Below are 14,954 nucleotides of genomic sequence, written 5' to 3'. Positions count from 1 at the left end.
TGCAAAAAATAGCAATCCAGGCCTGTTTCTGCTATAATACAAGGGTAAAGTAAGCGAGGGCGGAGGACGGAGATGGAGATAATTATCAGCCACAGCAATACGGATTTCGACGGGCTGGCAGCCATGGTGGCTGCCAAAAAACTGCATCCGGAAGCTGTTCTGGTGGCAGCTGGGAAAATGTGCCGCAATGTAGAAGAGTTTATGGCCCTTTATAAAGATACTTTTCAGATCAGAAAGGCAAAAGAAATTCCGTTAAATAAAGTCAAGAAAGTGATTGTTGTTGATACCAAAACCGCTTCTCGCCTGGGACCAGTGGCTAAAATCATCGGTAAACCCGGCCTGGAAGTGATTATCTATGACCATCATCCCCGCAATGAAGAGGATGTAAAAGGCCAGGTGGAAGTGGTGGACCAGGTGGGGGCCACCACCACCTTGCTGGTGGAGGAAATCCAAAGGGCGGGCTTGCCTCTGCATCCATTGGAAGCCACTTTGCTGGCCATCGGTATTTATGAAGATACCGGCTCCTTGACCTTTACCACAACCACGGCCCGGGATGCGGCAGCAGTGGCATATTTACTTCGCCAGGGAGCTAACCTGAAGCTCCTGGCGGAATTCATTGAACGCCCCCTGACGGAAAGCCAGAAACAGTTGCTTAACCGCCTGATCATCAATGCCCAGCATCATCTGGTCAATGGGGTCAAGGTGTTGCTCAGCCGTTCCAGCGGGGAGGAATTTATCAGCGGGCTGGCATTGCTGGTGCACAAGCTGGGGGAAATAGAAGCAGTGGATGTGATCATTGCGGCAGTAGAAATGGAAGATCGGGTGCAAATTGTAGCTCGCAGCCGCTGCGAAGGGGTGGATGTGGCTGACTTGCTGGAACCCTTTGGTGGGGCTGGTCATGCCAAGGCAGCATCTGCAAGTGTGAAAGATATGACTTTGGATGAAGTTCTCAAGCAACTGGAACAAATCATGAAAGAACGGATCCGGCCCTTGCTAACTGCCCGGGATCTGATGTCAGCTCCCGTTAAGACCGTTTTTCCTCATACCTCCATTGACGAAGCCGGGAAAATCATGTTACGCTATGGCCATTCCGGCTTACCTGTTGTCAATGAAAACCTGGATTTGGTGGGGATTATCTCCCGGCGGGACATTGATAAAGCCCAGCTGCACAATCTGGGGCATGCTCCGGTCAAAGGCTATATGAGCCGTAAGGTGATTACCATTGAACCGCATGTACCTTTGCCGGAAATTCAAAGATTATTGATTGAACATAATATTGGCCGCCTGCCGGTGGTTGAGCAGGGACGGCTGGTAGGTATCGTTTCCAGGACCGACGTTCTGCGAACTCTACACGGGGATTTATTGCCCCATCGCATTCAGGCCGTTTATTTGCCGGAAGAGGACGCCAGCGGGGAGCGCAAGACCATAAAACAGCTTTTGCAGGAGCGCTTGCCGGCGGAAATCACTGATTTGCTGGCTAAAATCAGTTATGTAGCGACCAAAAATCACCGTCAGGTTTATGTGGTAGGCGGTTTTGTACGGGACCTTTTGCTGGGAGTGGAAAACTTTGATATTGATCTGGTGGTAGAGGGGGATGGTATTGCTTTTGGTCAGGAACTGGCCGAGTTTTTCTGCGGCCGTGTCCGTACCCACGAAAAATTCGGCACGGCCATAGTCATCCTCCCCAATGATTTTAAAATCGATGTGGCCACCGCCAGAACGGAATACTATGAATACCCCGCTGCCCTGCCCAGGGTGGAAAAATCTACCTTACGGGAGGATTTGTACCGCCGCGATTTTACCATCAATGCCATGGCCATCGATTTGTCCCGGGACAACTTTGGTCAGCTGGTGGATTATTTTGGCGGTCGGCGGGATTTAGAAGAAGGGGTGATCCGGGTTCTCTATAATCTTTCCTTTGTAGAAGACCCCACCAGAATTTTACGTGCCATCAGGTTTGAACAGAGATATAATTTCCTAATGGAGACTACCACTTTGCGGCTGGCGCAACAGGCTATTAAGGATCAGTGGTTGACCAAACTATCCTATGACCGGATCAGGGAGGAACTGAAACATATTTTTAGTGAGGACAATCCTTCCAAGGCTATTTTCCGCATGCAGGAATTAGGTCTCTGGGACCTGATTATCCCGGAGCTTAATCTGGACCAGCAATGTTGTCTGGTATTGGAGGCCTTACCCAGGGAGATTTTATGGTTGAAGGAACAAGCGGTAGGCAAAGAGGCATTCCAGCCCTGGCTGGCTTATATGATGGGGTTGTTGTACCGTTTGCCTGTGGCCCAGCAGGAAGAGGTAGTGGAAAGAATGCGGCTGGCAGCGGTAGAACGGGACACTATCCTCGCTGCCATGAAAGCCTGGCCCCAGGTACAGCTGCTGTTGCGGGAATGGCCCCAGATTACCCTGGGCCGATTGGCTGCCCATCTGGATGAATTGGGCTGGGAGGCAGGAGCTTTTTTCCTGGCGGCCACTCAAAAACCGGGTCCCCACGGCATGTTGCAGGCCTATTATGCCCGCAGGCGCGAATTAAAACTGCATATCAGCGGCAATGATCTTATTCAGCTGGGCATTCCCAGAGGACCTGTATATCGTACAATCCTGGCCGAGATCCGCCGTTCTAAACTGGATGGGAAAGCGGTGACGCGAGAGGATGAAATACAATTGGCCAGAGAAATAGCAAGGAGAGAGGGATTTAATGTTTAATGATTTATATTCCTTAATTGCGAGTATACCAGGTTTATTATTGGGTTTTGCTTTCCATGAATTTGCCCATGCCTGGGTCGCCTATAAACTGGGAGATGATACAGCGGCAAGGGAAGGGCGGTTAAATATAAATCCTCTTTCCCATCTGGATCCAGTGGGTACATTGTTGCTCATCTTTACCGGTTTTGGCTGGGCCAAACCGGTTCCTGTCAATCCAGTGCGCTTTACCCGCCGAATAGATATGCGGACAGGGATGATGCTGGTAAGCCTGGCTGGTCCGCTGACTAATGTCTTAATAGCCTTGCTGACAGTAATTAGCTGGGGGTTGTTGGTCCGTTTTGGAATTGAACTATCTCCTGTCCTTGAAATCATTTTGCAGGGAATTCTCAGTATCAATGTAGGTTTGGCAGTTTTCAACCTTCTGCCCATTCCGCCTCTGGATGGCTCCAAAATCCTGTTTGGTCTGTTGCCTTATCGCTATACCCGCTGGCTGGAACTGCTGGAACAGTACTCCTATCCAATTCTTTTCTTGATGCTGCTAACAGGTTTTCATCGGGTTCTTTTAGTTCCCTTGCGGGATGTATTAATTACTTTCTTGCAATTTGTAGCCAATTTAATAGTCTAGCATAGATGGGGAAAGGAGCACAGTCAATGCAGAGAAAAACCATACTTAGTGGCATGCGGCCGACCGGGCGCTTGCATATCGGTCATTTAAGTGTTCTGGAAAACTGGGTTAAACTACAGGAAGAAAATGATTGCTACTTTATGGTAGCTGACTGGCATGCAATTACCACTGCCTTTGAAAATACCGAACAAATAGCGGCCAATACCCGGGAACTGGTACTGGATTGGCTGGCTGCTGGTCTGGACCCGGAAAAGGCGGCCATCTTTGTGCAAAGCAAAGTGCAGCAACATGCGGAACTACACCTGGTTTTTTCCATGATCACTCCTATTTCCTGGCTGGAAAGGGTGCCTACTTATAAAGACCAAATTCAACAGTTTGGTGACCAGGGGAAGGATATCAACACTTATGGTTTCCTGGGCTATCCTTTGCTGCAGGCGGCTGATATCCTCGTCTATCTGGCCGATGCTGTTCCGATCGGGCAGGACCAGTTACCCCACCTGGAGTTGACCCGGGAAGTAGGGCGCCGCTTCAACTATCTCTATCAGACCCAGCTCTTTCCCGAGCCTCAGGCTATTTTGGGGGAGGTTCCCCTTTTGCCGGGTCTGGATGGACGGAAAATGAGCAAATCCTATGGCAATGATATTAGCATGGTAGAAGAGCCGGAAAGCCTCTGGCAAAAAATCCGACAAATGGTCACAGATCCGGCCCGTGTTCGGCGTCAGGATCCAGGCAATCCTGACGTATGTGTGGTTTATACCTATCAGAAAATCTACAATCCTGCGGCTATTGTGGAAATTGCCGAAGGTTGCCGTACCGCTGGTATTGGGTGTATTGACTGCAAAAAGCAACTGGCGGAACGTCTGAATGAAGTAATGACTCCTCTAAGGGAGAGGCGGAGACATTACAGTGAACAGGCGGGTCTGGTGGAAGAGGTTCTGGCTGCCGGGAGGGACAAGGCCAGCCGCAAAGCTGAGGCGACAATGCAACGGGTCCGGGAGGCATTGAAGTTTTAGAAAGGAAGAAGATGGTGGCCTACGAAATCCAGCTGGAAACATTTTCTGGACCTTTAGATTTATTATGTCATTTAATTGACAAAAACCAGATGAATATTTACGATATCCCCATTGCTACTGTGGTGGAACAGTATCTGGACTACCTGCAAGCCATGCAGGAACTGGATCTGGAGGTTACTTCCGAATTTCTGGTCATGGCCGCCAAGTTGCTGGCCATTAAAGCTAAAATGCTTCTGCCCCGGCCGCGCCTGGAAGGGGAGGAAGAGGACGAGCTGGTCTATGAGGAAGACCCTCGCGAGGAGCTGGTGGAAAAACTTCTGGAATATAAACAGTTCAAGGCTGTAGCCCAGCTTCTGGAAATACGGGAAAGAGAACAGGGCCAGATGTATTTTCGCCAGAACTGTCGCGAGCTGTATGAATATCTCTTTTGCCCCCGGAATCCACTGGCCGGGGTGACGCTGGAACAGCTGCTGGCAGCTTTAAAGCAAGTGCTGGAACGGGCTGAGGACCAGGAAGATCCCAAACCTGTTTCCTATACTCGGGAACAATTTTCGATACGGGATAAAATGCGGGAGATTTTGCGCCACCTGGTCCTCTACCCCGAAGGAATAACTTTTTCTTCCCTGTTTACCAGGCGATCCAGTCGAACCGAGGTTGTTACTACCTTTCTGGCTATTTTAGAGCTGTTTCGGCAGGGCAAGATTGCCCTTTTTCAAAGGCAGCTGTTTGGCGAAATTGAGATTAAAGGCAACAACACCATTATGATTGAGGAGGAACAGGAGTGACCACCCTCTTTTCCGAGGAATTACAGGCAGCCCTGGAAGCGGTTTTATTTGCTGCTACTGAGTCATTGACTGAGGAAAAACTGGCCACAATCCTGGGCATCAGCCAGGAAGAAGTGCAGGAACAGCTGCAAAAATTGCAGGAAGATTTGCAACGGCCGGAACGGGGATTAACGTTACTGCAAGGAACTGAGGGCTGGCGGCTGGTGACTAAACCAGTATTTGCTCATTATATTGAGCACTTGTTTCGCCCTCAGCAAAGCAATTTTTTATCAAAAGCAGCCCTGGAGACCCTGGCCATTATTGCCTACCGGCAGCCAATTACCCGGAGCGAAATCGAGCTCATCCGGGGAGTGAAAACTGAGAAGGCCATCAATACTCTGCTGGAAAGAGGCCTGATCAAGGAAGTAGGCCGCCGGGAGGGTCTGGGTAAACCTATCCTGTATGGAACAACCGAAATGTTTCTCAGCCACTTTGGTTTGCAAAGTCTGGCTGATCTACCCCCATTGGAGGAATTTCTTACCGCCCTGGAAGAATAGGGCGGTTTTTTTGCGGTTAAATTAACAAGGGATCGAAATTTAAGGGGGAAGTGCGGTGTCGGGCCTGTATTGGTTTCTTATCCTGGCCTTCATAGGCTTAGCTGGTTGGGCTCTTTACCGCCTGCCTGTATATCTGGAATTAAAAATAAAACGCACTGGAACAGAGAAAAAAATAATCTGGCGTTTAGCTCTGGCCAGGCAGGGATGGACTGTGCTTTATTCGGAATGGCCGGCTCAGGAACTCCACTGGCATAAAAAGCAATTGCGTTTTTTCTGGTCAGAAGTGTTGCGGGACTACCTGGGTACCAATCTGAACAATTACCTTTATACATTTGAACCCTGGTTTAACAGTTTGCGCCGTCATGCCCGCGTATTGAGATTGCGCCTGGAACTAGAAGGAGGGTGGCCTTTTGCCCCTCACTTAACTGGCCTCTTTTCTGGTCTGGTCTGGATAGGGGTAGCCCTGGTTAACCGGATGATCCCCCGCTTTTTCGCTCCATCTTCCCGTACAGCAGAATTTGCCTATCGGCCTGATTTCCTTGCCTCGGAATGGCAAATAGGTTTTTTGTGCATAGTAAACCTTTCCTGTGGTCATATTATTAATGCCGCCGGGAAAACGCTCTGGCGGTTATGGAAGTGTAAAAAAGGGGGAAAAGCTGATGGCAGACCAGCATCCCATTGAGGCATTGATGAAAACAGCAATGGAAAGCATCAAGGAAATGGTGGATGTAAATACCATAGTGGGTGATCCGGTAGAAACACCGGATGGGACGGTGATAATTCCCGTTTCCAGAGTATGCTGTGGTTTTGCTGCTGGCGGCGGGGAGTTTGAGCTTTTAGGTGGGGGCAACAAGAAAGATAACACCCAGGCCATACCCTTTGGGGGTGGTAGTGGTGCAGGAGTATCAGTACAACCGGTTGGATTTTTAGTAGTAGGTCAGAATCAGGTACGGCTCTTGCCGGTTGATGGAAATGCGGTGGTGGATCGATTGCTGGACATGGCTCCCGGTCTTCTGGAAAAAATACAGAACATTGTCAGTGGGAAAAAAAGCAAGGAAAAAGAGGAGAACAAGACAGATATCGGGGCGGGATTATAGTGATAGGGGCTTGTCCCCCTTTTTTCTTTGCGGTATAATTGTTGGTAAAATTTAATGCCACTAAAGGGGTAGGGTCGCATGGAATTACGAGCAGCTGTGGAAGCAATTTGGGCTAATCGTAAGTACAAGGTTTTGGATCCACGGCAGGTGATCAGCCATCTTAATGAAGAAGTGGCAGAAAGCCTAAAGGCTCTGTTACGGGGGGATGAAGAAAGCGCCCGCAAGGAGCTGGAAGATGCCCTTTCCTGTTTGTTTATTGCTCTGAAAGTAATGGATGTGGATCTGGAAGCTGCTATTGAGCGGCAAATAGCTCAGATGCAACGCAGTGCCCGCAATCAGTCAGAACGGGTGATGGTGATCAGGCCGGGAGAAGTGGAACTGCTGGTTCAGGGAGTGCGCAAAGGTGGTTGGTCCATCTGGGGTGAAGAAGATGTTGCAGAAGCGGAAAAAATAGCCAGAGAATTTGGTTTTGCTGTTATTTATGAATTATAAAAAGTTCTTTTCCTCCCGCTCAGAGCGTATATTGAAGGTAGCAAAAGTCGGGAGGTTTTTTTATGCTCAACTGGCTGTGGAGCGGTTTACTGCTTTGCGGTTTCCTCTTTGGGGCTATTAATGGGCAAATAGACCGGGTTCTTCAGGCTGCCTGGCAGGGAGCGCAACAGGCGGTGGAGCTGGCCCTGGGTTTGGTAGGCATTATGGCCTTCTGGCTGGGCATTTTGCGAATAGCTGAGGAAGCTGGGCTGGTAAATGGGCTGGCCAGGCTTTTGCGTCCTCTCCTGATCAGACTTTTTCCTGACGTTCCGGTGCAGCATCCGGCCATGGGCGCAATGCTGATGAATATTGCTGCCAATTTACTGGGCCTGGGCAATGCAGCCACCCCTCTGGGCCTGCTGGCTATGCAGGAGTTGCAAAAACTGAATGGCTACCGGGATGAAGCCAGTAATGCTATGTGTACATTTCTGGTACTAAACACCGCTTGTTTTACCTTGATTCCAACAACAGTCATTGCCTTGCGAGCCAAACTGGGAGCTCAGCAACCTACTGACATTATCGGACCCACGATGCTGGCTACATTGTTCGGGCTGGGAGCTGGCCTGCTGCTGGATCGCTGGTGGCGGAGGAGGCGATGGTGGTGATCACTGCACTGCAAGAGCTTTCCCGCTGGCTGGTGCCGTTTTTTCTGGTTCTGGTGATCTTAGTAGCGGCAGGTAAACGGATTAAAGCCTATGAGATTTTTATCGAAGGGGCAGAAAAGGGTTTTACAACAGCAATAAAAGTGATACCATATTTAGTGGCGATGCTGGTAGCCATTAATGTATTTCGGGCCTCCGGGGCCCTGGACTTTATCGGCAGAGCTTTGGCTCCTGTTCTTGGTTTATTTGATATACCACCGGATTTGCTGGCTTTGGCGATACTCCGCCCACTATCCGGTAGCGGTGCATTGGCTTTGAGTGGTGATATAATGAAGACATATGGCCCGGATAGTTTAATTGGCAGGATTGCTGCAGTTATGCAGGGTAGTACAGAAACTACTTTTTATATTCTGTCCCTTTATTTCGGGTCAGTGGGGATCAAGAAATTTCGGCATGCTCCCTGGGCAGGGTTAGTGGCTGATGCTGTGGCATTTCTGGCAGCAATTGTTATTTGTAAACAGGCTTTTGCTTAATAACAGGGGAGGAAAAAAGATGCCGCTGGAGAGATTGCAAAAAATCCTGGCTAAAGCGGGGATTGCTTCCCGGAGACGGGCAGAAGAACTGATTTTGGCAGGAAAAGTGAAAGTAAACGGCAAAGTGATAAAAGAACTGGGTTTTAAGGCTGATCCCGAGCGCGACCTGATCGAAGTTAATGGTAACAAGATAAAAATTAACGATGAGAAAATTTATATTTTATTATATAAACCGCGAGGTTATGTCACTACCGTCAGAGACCCGCAAGGGCGCCCTACGGTCTTACAATTGCTTAAGGATGTAAAGACCCGGGTTTTTCCCGTCGGTCGCCTGGATTATGACACGGAAGGACTACTTTTATTGACCAATGACGGTGAATTGACCTATGCTCTTACCCACCCGCGCTATAAAGTACCCAAAACCTATTTGGCTCTGGTAGAAGGGGTACCGGAGGAGGAAAAATTGCAGGCACTACGCCAGGGGGTCCCTCTGGAAGACGGGATGACGGCTCCGGCACAGGTCAGGTTAGCAGGCAAGGAAGGCAGAAGAGCCTGGCTGGAGATTACCATTCATGAAGGCAGGAAACGCCAGGTTAGACGCATGTGCCAGTACATAGGTCATCCGGTTCTATTTCTGAAACGTTCCAGCTTCGCTTTTTTAAATTTAAAAGGTCTTAAGAAGGGTGGATATCGTTATCTAAACAGTGAAGAGATCAGGAAACTCAGGCAAATAGCCAGGATTGAGAGGAAATAAATGGGGGAGACCGGGATGATTGTGCGTGAGGCAACCCGTGAGGATTTGTACGGGATTACAGCTTTATGGTATGAACTGGCTGTTTTCCATGAACAATACGGGGAACAATATCGGCTGGCGGCTGGAGCCAGGGAAAATTATTTTCGCTATCTCAATACGCTACTAGCAGATCCTACCAATTTTTTGATTCTGGCAGAAGAACATGGTGAGGTACTGGGTTTTTGCCATGGTATGTTGTTGACCCGGCCCCCAATTTTCACTATTACACGCCTTGGATTTATTTCTGAACTGGGAGTCCGGGCCAGTCGCAGACGGCAGGGCATTGGACAAGCCCTTTTACGCGCTATTCTGGAGTGGTTTGAAAAAAACGGCGTGGAACTGGTGGAAATTGCTAATGCCCAGGAAAATGAAATCGCCCGTAATTTCTGGAGCAGTCAGGGATTTGTTCCCTATATGGAACGGCGGGCCTTCTGGCTTAATCGCTAAACAGCCTGGGCATGCATTATAAATCAAATCCAGAGGAGGTAGCTTATGAAAAACATCACCCTTGACTATGGCAAAGCACTAGCTTTTGTTCGTGAGGAGGAATTAAGCCAGCTGGCACCGGCTGTTAAGCTCGCTCACCAGCTGCTACATGAAAAGAAAGGACCCGGCCAGGAATTCACTGGCTGGGTTGAATGGCCACAAACCTATGATCGCCAGGAGTTTGAGAGAATAAAAAATGCTGCTGCCCGCATCAAGGAACAGGCAGATGCCCTGATTGTTATCGGTATTGGGGGTTCTTATCTGGGGGCCAGAGCTGCGATTGAACTGCTTGGCCACACTTTCCGCAATCAACTTAAGGCGGAGAAAAGACAGGCACCGGAAATTTATTTTGCCGGTAATAACCTGAGTCCGGTATATTTAAAACATCTATTAGAAGTACTGGAAGGTAAGGAGCTGGCACTAAACGTTATTTCAAAATCAGGAACCACAACCGAACCGGCGCTTGCTTTCCGCTTCTTCCGGGAGCTGCTGGAACGCAAATATGGGGTTGAAGGGGCCCGGGAACGGATATATGTTACCACTGACAGGAACCGGGGAGCTTTAAAACGCCTGGCTACCGAAAAAGGCTATGAAACCTTTGTTATTCCAGACGAAATCGGGGGCCGTTATTCTGTACTTACGGCAGTGGGAATGTTGCCAATAGCTGCGGCCGGGATTGACATTGAGGAAATCATGGCCGGGGCGCGCGAGGCCATGGAGTTGTATGCTAACCAAAACCTGGAACAGAACCCGGCATACCAGTATGCAGCTCTACGTAATCTTTTGTATGCCAAAGGCAAGACTCTGGAAGTACTGGTCAGCTATGAACCCCAGTTACATTCCTTTGCCGAATGGTGGAAACAGTTATATGGAGAGAGCGAAGGTAAAGACGGCAAAGGTATCTTTCCTGCGGCAGTAGAGTTTTCCACTGACCTGCATTCCCTGGGGCAGTATTTACAGGAAGGTTTGCGCAATCTGTTTGAAACCGTTCTCATGTTTGAACAATCTACAGCAGAATTGTTCATACCCGAAGATCCCGATGACAGTGATGGCCTGAATTTTGTTAGCGGGAAGTCGCTTGATTTTGTCAATAAGCAAGCTTTTGCCGGCACTCTCTTGGCCCATGCTGATGGCGGGGTACCGGCACTGGTTGTCAATATACCTGCCAATAATCCATATTATTTTGGCCAGTTAGTCTATTTCTTTGAAAAGGCCTGTGGAATAAGTGGCTATTTACTGGGGGTAAATCCATTTAACCAGCCTGGTGTAGAGGCATATAAAAAGAATATGTTTGCTTTACTGGGTAAACCTGGTTATGAGCAATTACGCCAGGAATTATTAAAAAGGCTATAAAACAGGACACCCCGTTCCCCCTGTGGAACGGGGTTATATTTTTAGTCGATAACATTGTGGTGATGATGGGATAAACGAATGACATCACCACAACCATTACACTTGAATTCTGAAACCCAGCCCTTTTCATCCACTAAACGGGTGTTGAGATGCCGGAATTCTTCACTATCACAGATACCACATCCATGATCCATGTTGATTTCAATGCTCTTCCCCATGCTGTTCAACCGGAAAGTACCAAACTTTTTTACCCGTGGCATGGTTTCCCACCTCCCTGATTCTATTTTAAAATGGGAGGCGGGACTTGGCAAGTCCCAATTTAACCGTAGGGGTAAAGAGCATGGTCAAGATCTCTGTCCCATTTCTTGACTGCATAACCGCCATAATTGGCCAGGAGGTTACCGATCTCATTAATTTTGCTGTTATCTGATTCAATCGCTACCAGGGTATTGCCTTCCAGCACTTCTGTAGCCAGATAGTTAGCCTCCTCAGTATGAACTCCCAGGTAGGACAGAGCATCAGCAATGCTCTTGTCTGGTTGCATAATTGCATCCGCCAGGGGGCCAACAGCTGCGAAGGTACCATGCTTTTCGAGTTCCACTATTTCAACAGGATACAGCCCCTGCAGCGGAGCCAATGGTTCAGACTGGCCATAAATACGACTGGTATACAGGAGTATCCCTTTTGGGCCTCCTAATACCTCTTCATTATCGGATTTTAGCTTAGTAACTAAGGAAACCTGATCTGGTCCGAGAAACGGACTGATTTCTTGAACGGCTTTAATGGCATCACCGGCATTGTTAAAAAGAGCTGTTACTACTCTTTTCATAATCACACCTCCAGTAATAGCATTTCTTTTCTGATAAGTTTTCATGTATGGAAGCAGTCTCACTGGTAAATACTACTACAACGAAGGAGGGAGAATAATGCCACGCTGCAATAATTGTGGAAACACAGTGAACTTCTCCAGTTCCCTGATTCCTCCACCTGTCCCCGAGGCCTGTGGTCCCCCGACTGGCCTTTATGCTAATTTTGACGATGAGGGTTTTATCAGTACTATGGAGGCAACGGGAGCAGATCTGGACACGGCGCAACTGGCCTATGAAAACCCCAGGCGGTACTTTGATACTTGCGGGTTATGTGGCTCCAGAGACCTGACCTGGTAGAAAAAAATCCCCTGTCCGGCAGGAAAAGTGCCAGACAGGGGAGAATAATTTTTTTAGCTTCAGGGAAGGGAGAAGGAGAAAATGCGTCAGCGCTTAACACAGGGGCTAATTCAGGTTTATACAGGGAATAGCAAAGGAAAATCTACGGCTGCCTTTGGCCTGGCTTTACGGGCTATTGGTCATGGTTTTAAAGTTTATATTATTCAATTCATGAAAGGTAGCGGTTATTATGGGGAGCTAGCTACCTGGCATCGCCTTTATCCTTACATTCAATTCAGCCAGTACGGTCGTGGCTGTCCCTACAGTCACCTTATTCGCCAGGGGGAAGATTCTTGCCGGGGATGTGGTCAATGCTTTGTCAAAAAAGGGGAAGCTACAGCCGAAGATATAAGACAAGCTGCCATGGCTTTAGAAAAAACTAGAAAGATTATGGCTACCGATGAATTTGATATTATTATTTTAGATGAAGTACTAAATGCAATTTATTTTGAGCTAATTTCCACGAAAGAAGTTCTAGAACTGATCAATAATAAGCCTCCTCTGGTGGAGTTGGTCCTAACCGGGCGTAATGCTCCGCCGGAAATCATTGCAGCGGCCCATCTGGTTACAGAAATGAAAGAGATAAAGCACCCATTTCAACAGGGAATTTCAGCGAGAAGGGGTATTGAGTATTAGAAAAAGTTTGGAGGTTTATCTATGGTTAAATCTCTGGAAAATAACCAAGTTGTAATATCACCGGTACGGGCGAGAATTCGCCTGGATTTTAAAGGGACTGGAAAGAAAGCTTTATTTGGAGGTAAGTCTCCAGAAAAAATGGCTGAAGAAATCCGGGATCAGCAGGCAGCATTGCTGCGGAACGTACCCTGGCAAGGGGTAATTGTCGAAGAAATAGACATGGGTCTAGACATCTATACCGTGACTGATGAAGTGGATGGCAGGGAAATGGCCTTTGCGCCCTTGATTATAACTGTCCGCTGTGATACCCTTGAGGAGATTTTGCCCTTTATTGTGCGAGATGAGTTTCGCAAGATTGAGATCCTTGCTCCTGCGGACTTTGTCATGGATAGGTTGGAAATAGAACGACTGCTGTTTCGTCTTTTTACTGAATTGAAGAGAACCAAAGAATTATGGGAGAAACGTCTAAACAATCGATAATCAAACAAATTTTTACATAAGAGACCAGGAGGCAGGCATATGATATTGCGGGAGGGATTATTATGCCTGCCTGGGATTATGTATTTCGAGCTATTACGGCAGTAGCCATCTTAACAATTTTGAGCATAGGCTTTTATCAATTGTGGGACAATTCAATACCAATGGAGGGGTATTTTAAAGTCTCAGCCTTTTTAGAAAATCATCATGACCCCAAGGGACATATATATTACTCTGAAGAAGCTATATCTGTTTTTAGCACCGAACAAAATCAAGCAGATTATTACTGGCGCCTCATACCTGAAAACTTTAGCCAATCAGCTGCAATAATAGTAGAAAGAAATGGTATAGCGATTGCAGATTTTTTACTGGGGGAGGTAACTATACCCTCCCAGAACCGTGATCGCATTACGATTTATAATAGACTTAATAAAACAATAACTGTGCAGGTTGAGAAATGGACTGAACGGGGCAGAGTAAGCAAGGGGCAATTGTCAATAAAAGCAGGTCAGCGGGCGGAAATATTCACCGAGTGATATTGCTTGTATACAAATTGTTAGATATAATTAATTAACGCTACAGAGAGTTTAATGAGGTGATATCGTTGGTTCATGCACCAACTGGCAGCAAGCGAATTGCCGCTGTTGCAATTCGTATGGCGTTAACATCCGACCGAGAAGAAGAAAAAAATTTGAAAAACGAATTTGCCAAAATTGGGATAAAAACTGCAGCAGTAGATTATGGTGGTGAGTTTGTACCTTCAGTGGCAAAAATTGTAGAGAGAGCTGTTGTGGCAGCTAAACGAGAAGGCGTTATCAAAGATACCCATGCCGACGAAGGAGCGGTTGCAGGTGCAACCCGAGAAGCTCTGGCTCAAATCATGCCTAAAGCAGTTGGGTTAAACGTAGGTGGCAAAATTGGTATTGCTCGTTATCAAGACCATATTAGCGTAGCCGTTTTCTTTGGTATAGGACTTTTACATTTGGATGAGGTCGCTATTGGTTTAGGCCACCGCGCAGCCCCACAATAAAAACAAAAAACTATTGACACGTTTATTCTCTGTGTGTTATTATATGCAAGCGTCGGGGGACAAGTTCCCCCGATGAAAAAATAAAATTTGTAGTTGACAAAAAAGCTACCGATGTGATATTATAACTAACGTCGCTGATGCGAGGTTCGAAGTTGGATGTTCGAGGTTCGAATCCGGGAAGAGGTCATACTGAGGTTGATTAGAGGCGAGCAGATAACGCAGTAATGCGAAGCCTATAATCAACCGAAAAGAACAGATCCTTGAAAACTGAACAGGATGTTCTACACCGTAAAACGGACTCGTCAGTTTCACGAGTAACTAAATTTCGGATAAAAACTTTTCGAGATATATTCGGAGAGTTTGATCCTGGCTCAGGATGAACGCTGGCGGCGTGCCTAACACATGCAAGTCGAGCGGAGCCGTAAGGGAGCTTGCTCTCAAGCGGCTTAGCGGCGGACGGGTGAGTAACGCGTGAGCAACCTGCCCTTCAGACAGGGATAACACCGCGAAAGTGGTGCTAATACCTGGTACACT

The 14,954-nt window shown here is 47.7% G+C and carries 19 protein-coding genes, 1 rRNA gene and 1 pseudogene; 19 read left to right on the top strand and 2 right to left on the bottom strand.

The features are described 5' to 3' along the window. Window positions 1-72 precede the first annotated feature (72 nt). The 13 genes from ULO1_RS13525 to ULO1_RS13465 all read left to right on the top strand — a co-directional run bounded on the left by ULO1_RS13525 (window position 73) and on the right by ULO1_RS13465 (window position 11,072). On the top strand, window positions 73-2,718 hold the full coding sequence (locus tag ULO1_RS13525; RefSeq protein ID WP_079906649.1) for a CBS domain-containing protein: 2,646 nt from the start codon (window positions 73-75) through the stop codon (window positions 2,716-2,718). After that, window positions 2,711-3,343: a site-2 protease family protein gene (locus ULO1_RS13520; protein ID WP_078664779.1), complete on the top strand. Its 633-nt coding sequence runs from the start codon at window positions 2,711-2,713 to the stop codon at window positions 3,341-3,343. Before ULO1_RS13525 ends, ULO1_RS13520 begins: the two co-directional genes overlap by 8 nt. A gap of 26 nt (window positions 3,344-3,369) precedes the next feature. Next, a complete protein-coding gene (gene trpS, locus ULO1_RS13515) occupies window positions 3,370-4,356 on the top strand; it encodes a tryptophan--tRNA ligase (RefSeq protein WP_078664778.1) in 987 nt (328 codons plus the stop codon). A 14-nt stretch (window positions 4,357-4,370) separates the two neighbouring features. Then, window positions 4,371-5,141: a ScpA family protein gene (locus ULO1_RS13510; RefSeq protein ID WP_079906662.1), complete on the top strand. Its 771-nt coding sequence runs from the start codon at window positions 4,371-4,373 to the stop codon at window positions 5,139-5,141. Further along, window positions 5,138-5,677, top strand: coding sequence for an SMC-Scp complex subunit ScpB (gene scpB / locus ULO1_RS13505; protein WP_079906652.1), 540 nt, complete (start codon window positions 5,138-5,140; stop codon window positions 5,675-5,677). The genes ULO1_RS13510 and scpB overlap by 4 nt, the downstream gene beginning before the upstream one ends. Before the next feature lie 55 nt (window positions 5,678-5,732). Continuing rightward, window positions 5,733-6,359 (top strand): hypothetical protein, encoded by a 627-nt coding sequence (locus tag ULO1_RS13500; protein WP_079906653.1) that lies wholly within the window; start codon window positions 5,733-5,735, stop codon window positions 6,357-6,359. Beyond that, window positions 6,337-6,774, top strand: a complete 438-nt coding sequence (gene ytfJ / locus ULO1_RS13495; RefSeq protein WP_078664775.1) for a GerW family sporulation protein — start codon at window positions 6,337-6,339, stop codon at window positions 6,772-6,774. The genes ULO1_RS13500 and ytfJ overlap by 23 nt, the downstream gene beginning before the upstream one ends. Before the next feature lie 78 nt (window positions 6,775-6,852). Further along, window positions 6,853-7,266 carry a MazG nucleotide pyrophosphohydrolase domain-containing protein gene (locus tag ULO1_RS13490; RefSeq protein ID WP_078664774.1) on the top strand — a complete coding sequence of 138 codons (414 nt, stop codon included), beginning with the start codon at window positions 6,853-6,855 and terminating at the stop codon, window positions 7,264-7,266. Between the two features lie 62 nt (window positions 7,267-7,328). Continuing rightward, on the top strand, window positions 7,329-7,910 hold the full coding sequence (locus tag ULO1_RS13485; protein WP_078664773.1) for a nucleoside recognition domain-containing protein: 582 nt from the start codon (window positions 7,329-7,331) through the stop codon (window positions 7,908-7,910). Then, complete coding sequence (locus ULO1_RS13480; protein WP_079906654.1) at window positions 7,901-8,440, top strand: spore maturation protein; 540 nt, start codon at window positions 7,901-7,903, stop codon at window positions 8,438-8,440. Before ULO1_RS13485 ends, ULO1_RS13480 begins: the two co-directional genes overlap by 10 nt. Before the next feature lie 19 nt (window positions 8,441-8,459). After that, window positions 8,460-9,194 carry a pseudouridine synthase gene (locus ULO1_RS13475; protein WP_078664771.1) on the top strand — a complete coding sequence of 245 codons (735 nt, stop codon included), beginning with the start codon at window positions 8,460-8,462 and terminating at the stop codon, window positions 9,192-9,194. Between the two features lie 15 nt (window positions 9,195-9,209). Further along, window positions 9,210-9,680, top strand: coding sequence for a GNAT family N-acetyltransferase (locus ULO1_RS13470; RefSeq protein WP_159071854.1), 471 nt, complete (start codon window positions 9,210-9,212; stop codon window positions 9,678-9,680). 45 nt (window positions 9,681-9,725) lie between these two features. Further along, complete coding sequence (locus ULO1_RS13465) at window positions 9,726-11,072, top strand: glucose-6-phosphate isomerase (RefSeq protein ID WP_079906656.1); 1,347 nt, start codon at window positions 9,726-9,728, stop codon at window positions 11,070-11,072. A 41-nt stretch (window positions 11,073-11,113) separates the two neighbouring features. Here ULO1_RS13465 and ULO1_RS13460 read toward each other — a convergent pair whose 3' ends face one another. Together ULO1_RS13460 and ULO1_RS13455 are read right to left on the bottom strand one after the other, a co-directional pair. After that, window positions 11,114-11,332 (bottom strand): hypothetical protein, encoded by a 219-nt coding sequence (locus ULO1_RS13460; RefSeq protein ID WP_078664768.1) that lies wholly within the window; start codon window positions 11,330-11,332, stop codon window positions 11,114-11,116. A 59-nt stretch (window positions 11,333-11,391) separates the two neighbouring features. Further along, window positions 11,392-11,901 carry a hypothetical protein gene (locus ULO1_RS13455; protein ID WP_079933753.1) on the bottom strand — a complete coding sequence of 170 codons (510 nt, stop codon included), beginning with the start codon at window positions 11,899-11,901 and terminating at the stop codon, window positions 11,392-11,394. Window positions 11,902-11,998: 97 nt separating this feature from the next. Between ULO1_RS13455 and ULO1_RS13450 the strand changes: the two genes are divergently transcribed. From ULO1_RS13450 to ULO1_RS13425, 6 genes and pseudogenes are all read left to right on the top strand, one after another. Beyond that, complete coding sequence (locus tag ULO1_RS13450) at window positions 11,999-12,238, top strand: hypothetical protein (RefSeq protein ID WP_078664766.1); 240 nt, start codon at window positions 11,999-12,001, stop codon at window positions 12,236-12,238. A gap of 78 nt (window positions 12,239-12,316) precedes the next feature. After that, window positions 12,317-12,913, top strand: a pseudogene (gene cobO, locus ULO1_RS13445) (cob(I)yrinic acid a,c-diamide adenosyltransferase); the annotation flags it as partial. A 21-nt stretch (window positions 12,914-12,934) separates the two neighbouring features. Continuing rightward, a complete protein-coding gene (locus tag ULO1_RS13440) occupies window positions 12,935-13,393 on the top strand; it encodes a hypothetical protein (protein WP_078664764.1) in 459 nt (152 codons plus the stop codon). Between the two features lie 62 nt (window positions 13,394-13,455). After that, window positions 13,456-13,926, top strand: coding sequence for a hypothetical protein (locus tag ULO1_RS13435; RefSeq protein WP_079906658.1), 471 nt, complete (start codon window positions 13,456-13,458; stop codon window positions 13,924-13,926). A 68-nt stretch (window positions 13,927-13,994) separates the two neighbouring features. After that, window positions 13,995-14,420 (top strand): HutP family protein, encoded by a 426-nt coding sequence (locus ULO1_RS13430; RefSeq protein WP_278307752.1) that lies wholly within the window; start codon window positions 13,995-13,997, stop codon window positions 14,418-14,420. 348 nt (window positions 14,421-14,768) lie between these two features. Then, window positions 14,769-14,954: ribosomal RNA gene (locus ULO1_RS13425) — 16S ribosomal RNA — on the top strand; the annotation flags it as partial.

The organism is Carboxydocella sp. ULO1 (genome assembly GCF_002049255.1).
Taxonomy (GTDB): Bacteria; Bacillota.
Note: the sequence above shows the minus strand (reverse complement) of the source record. Positions and strands in the feature narration are given on the sequence as shown.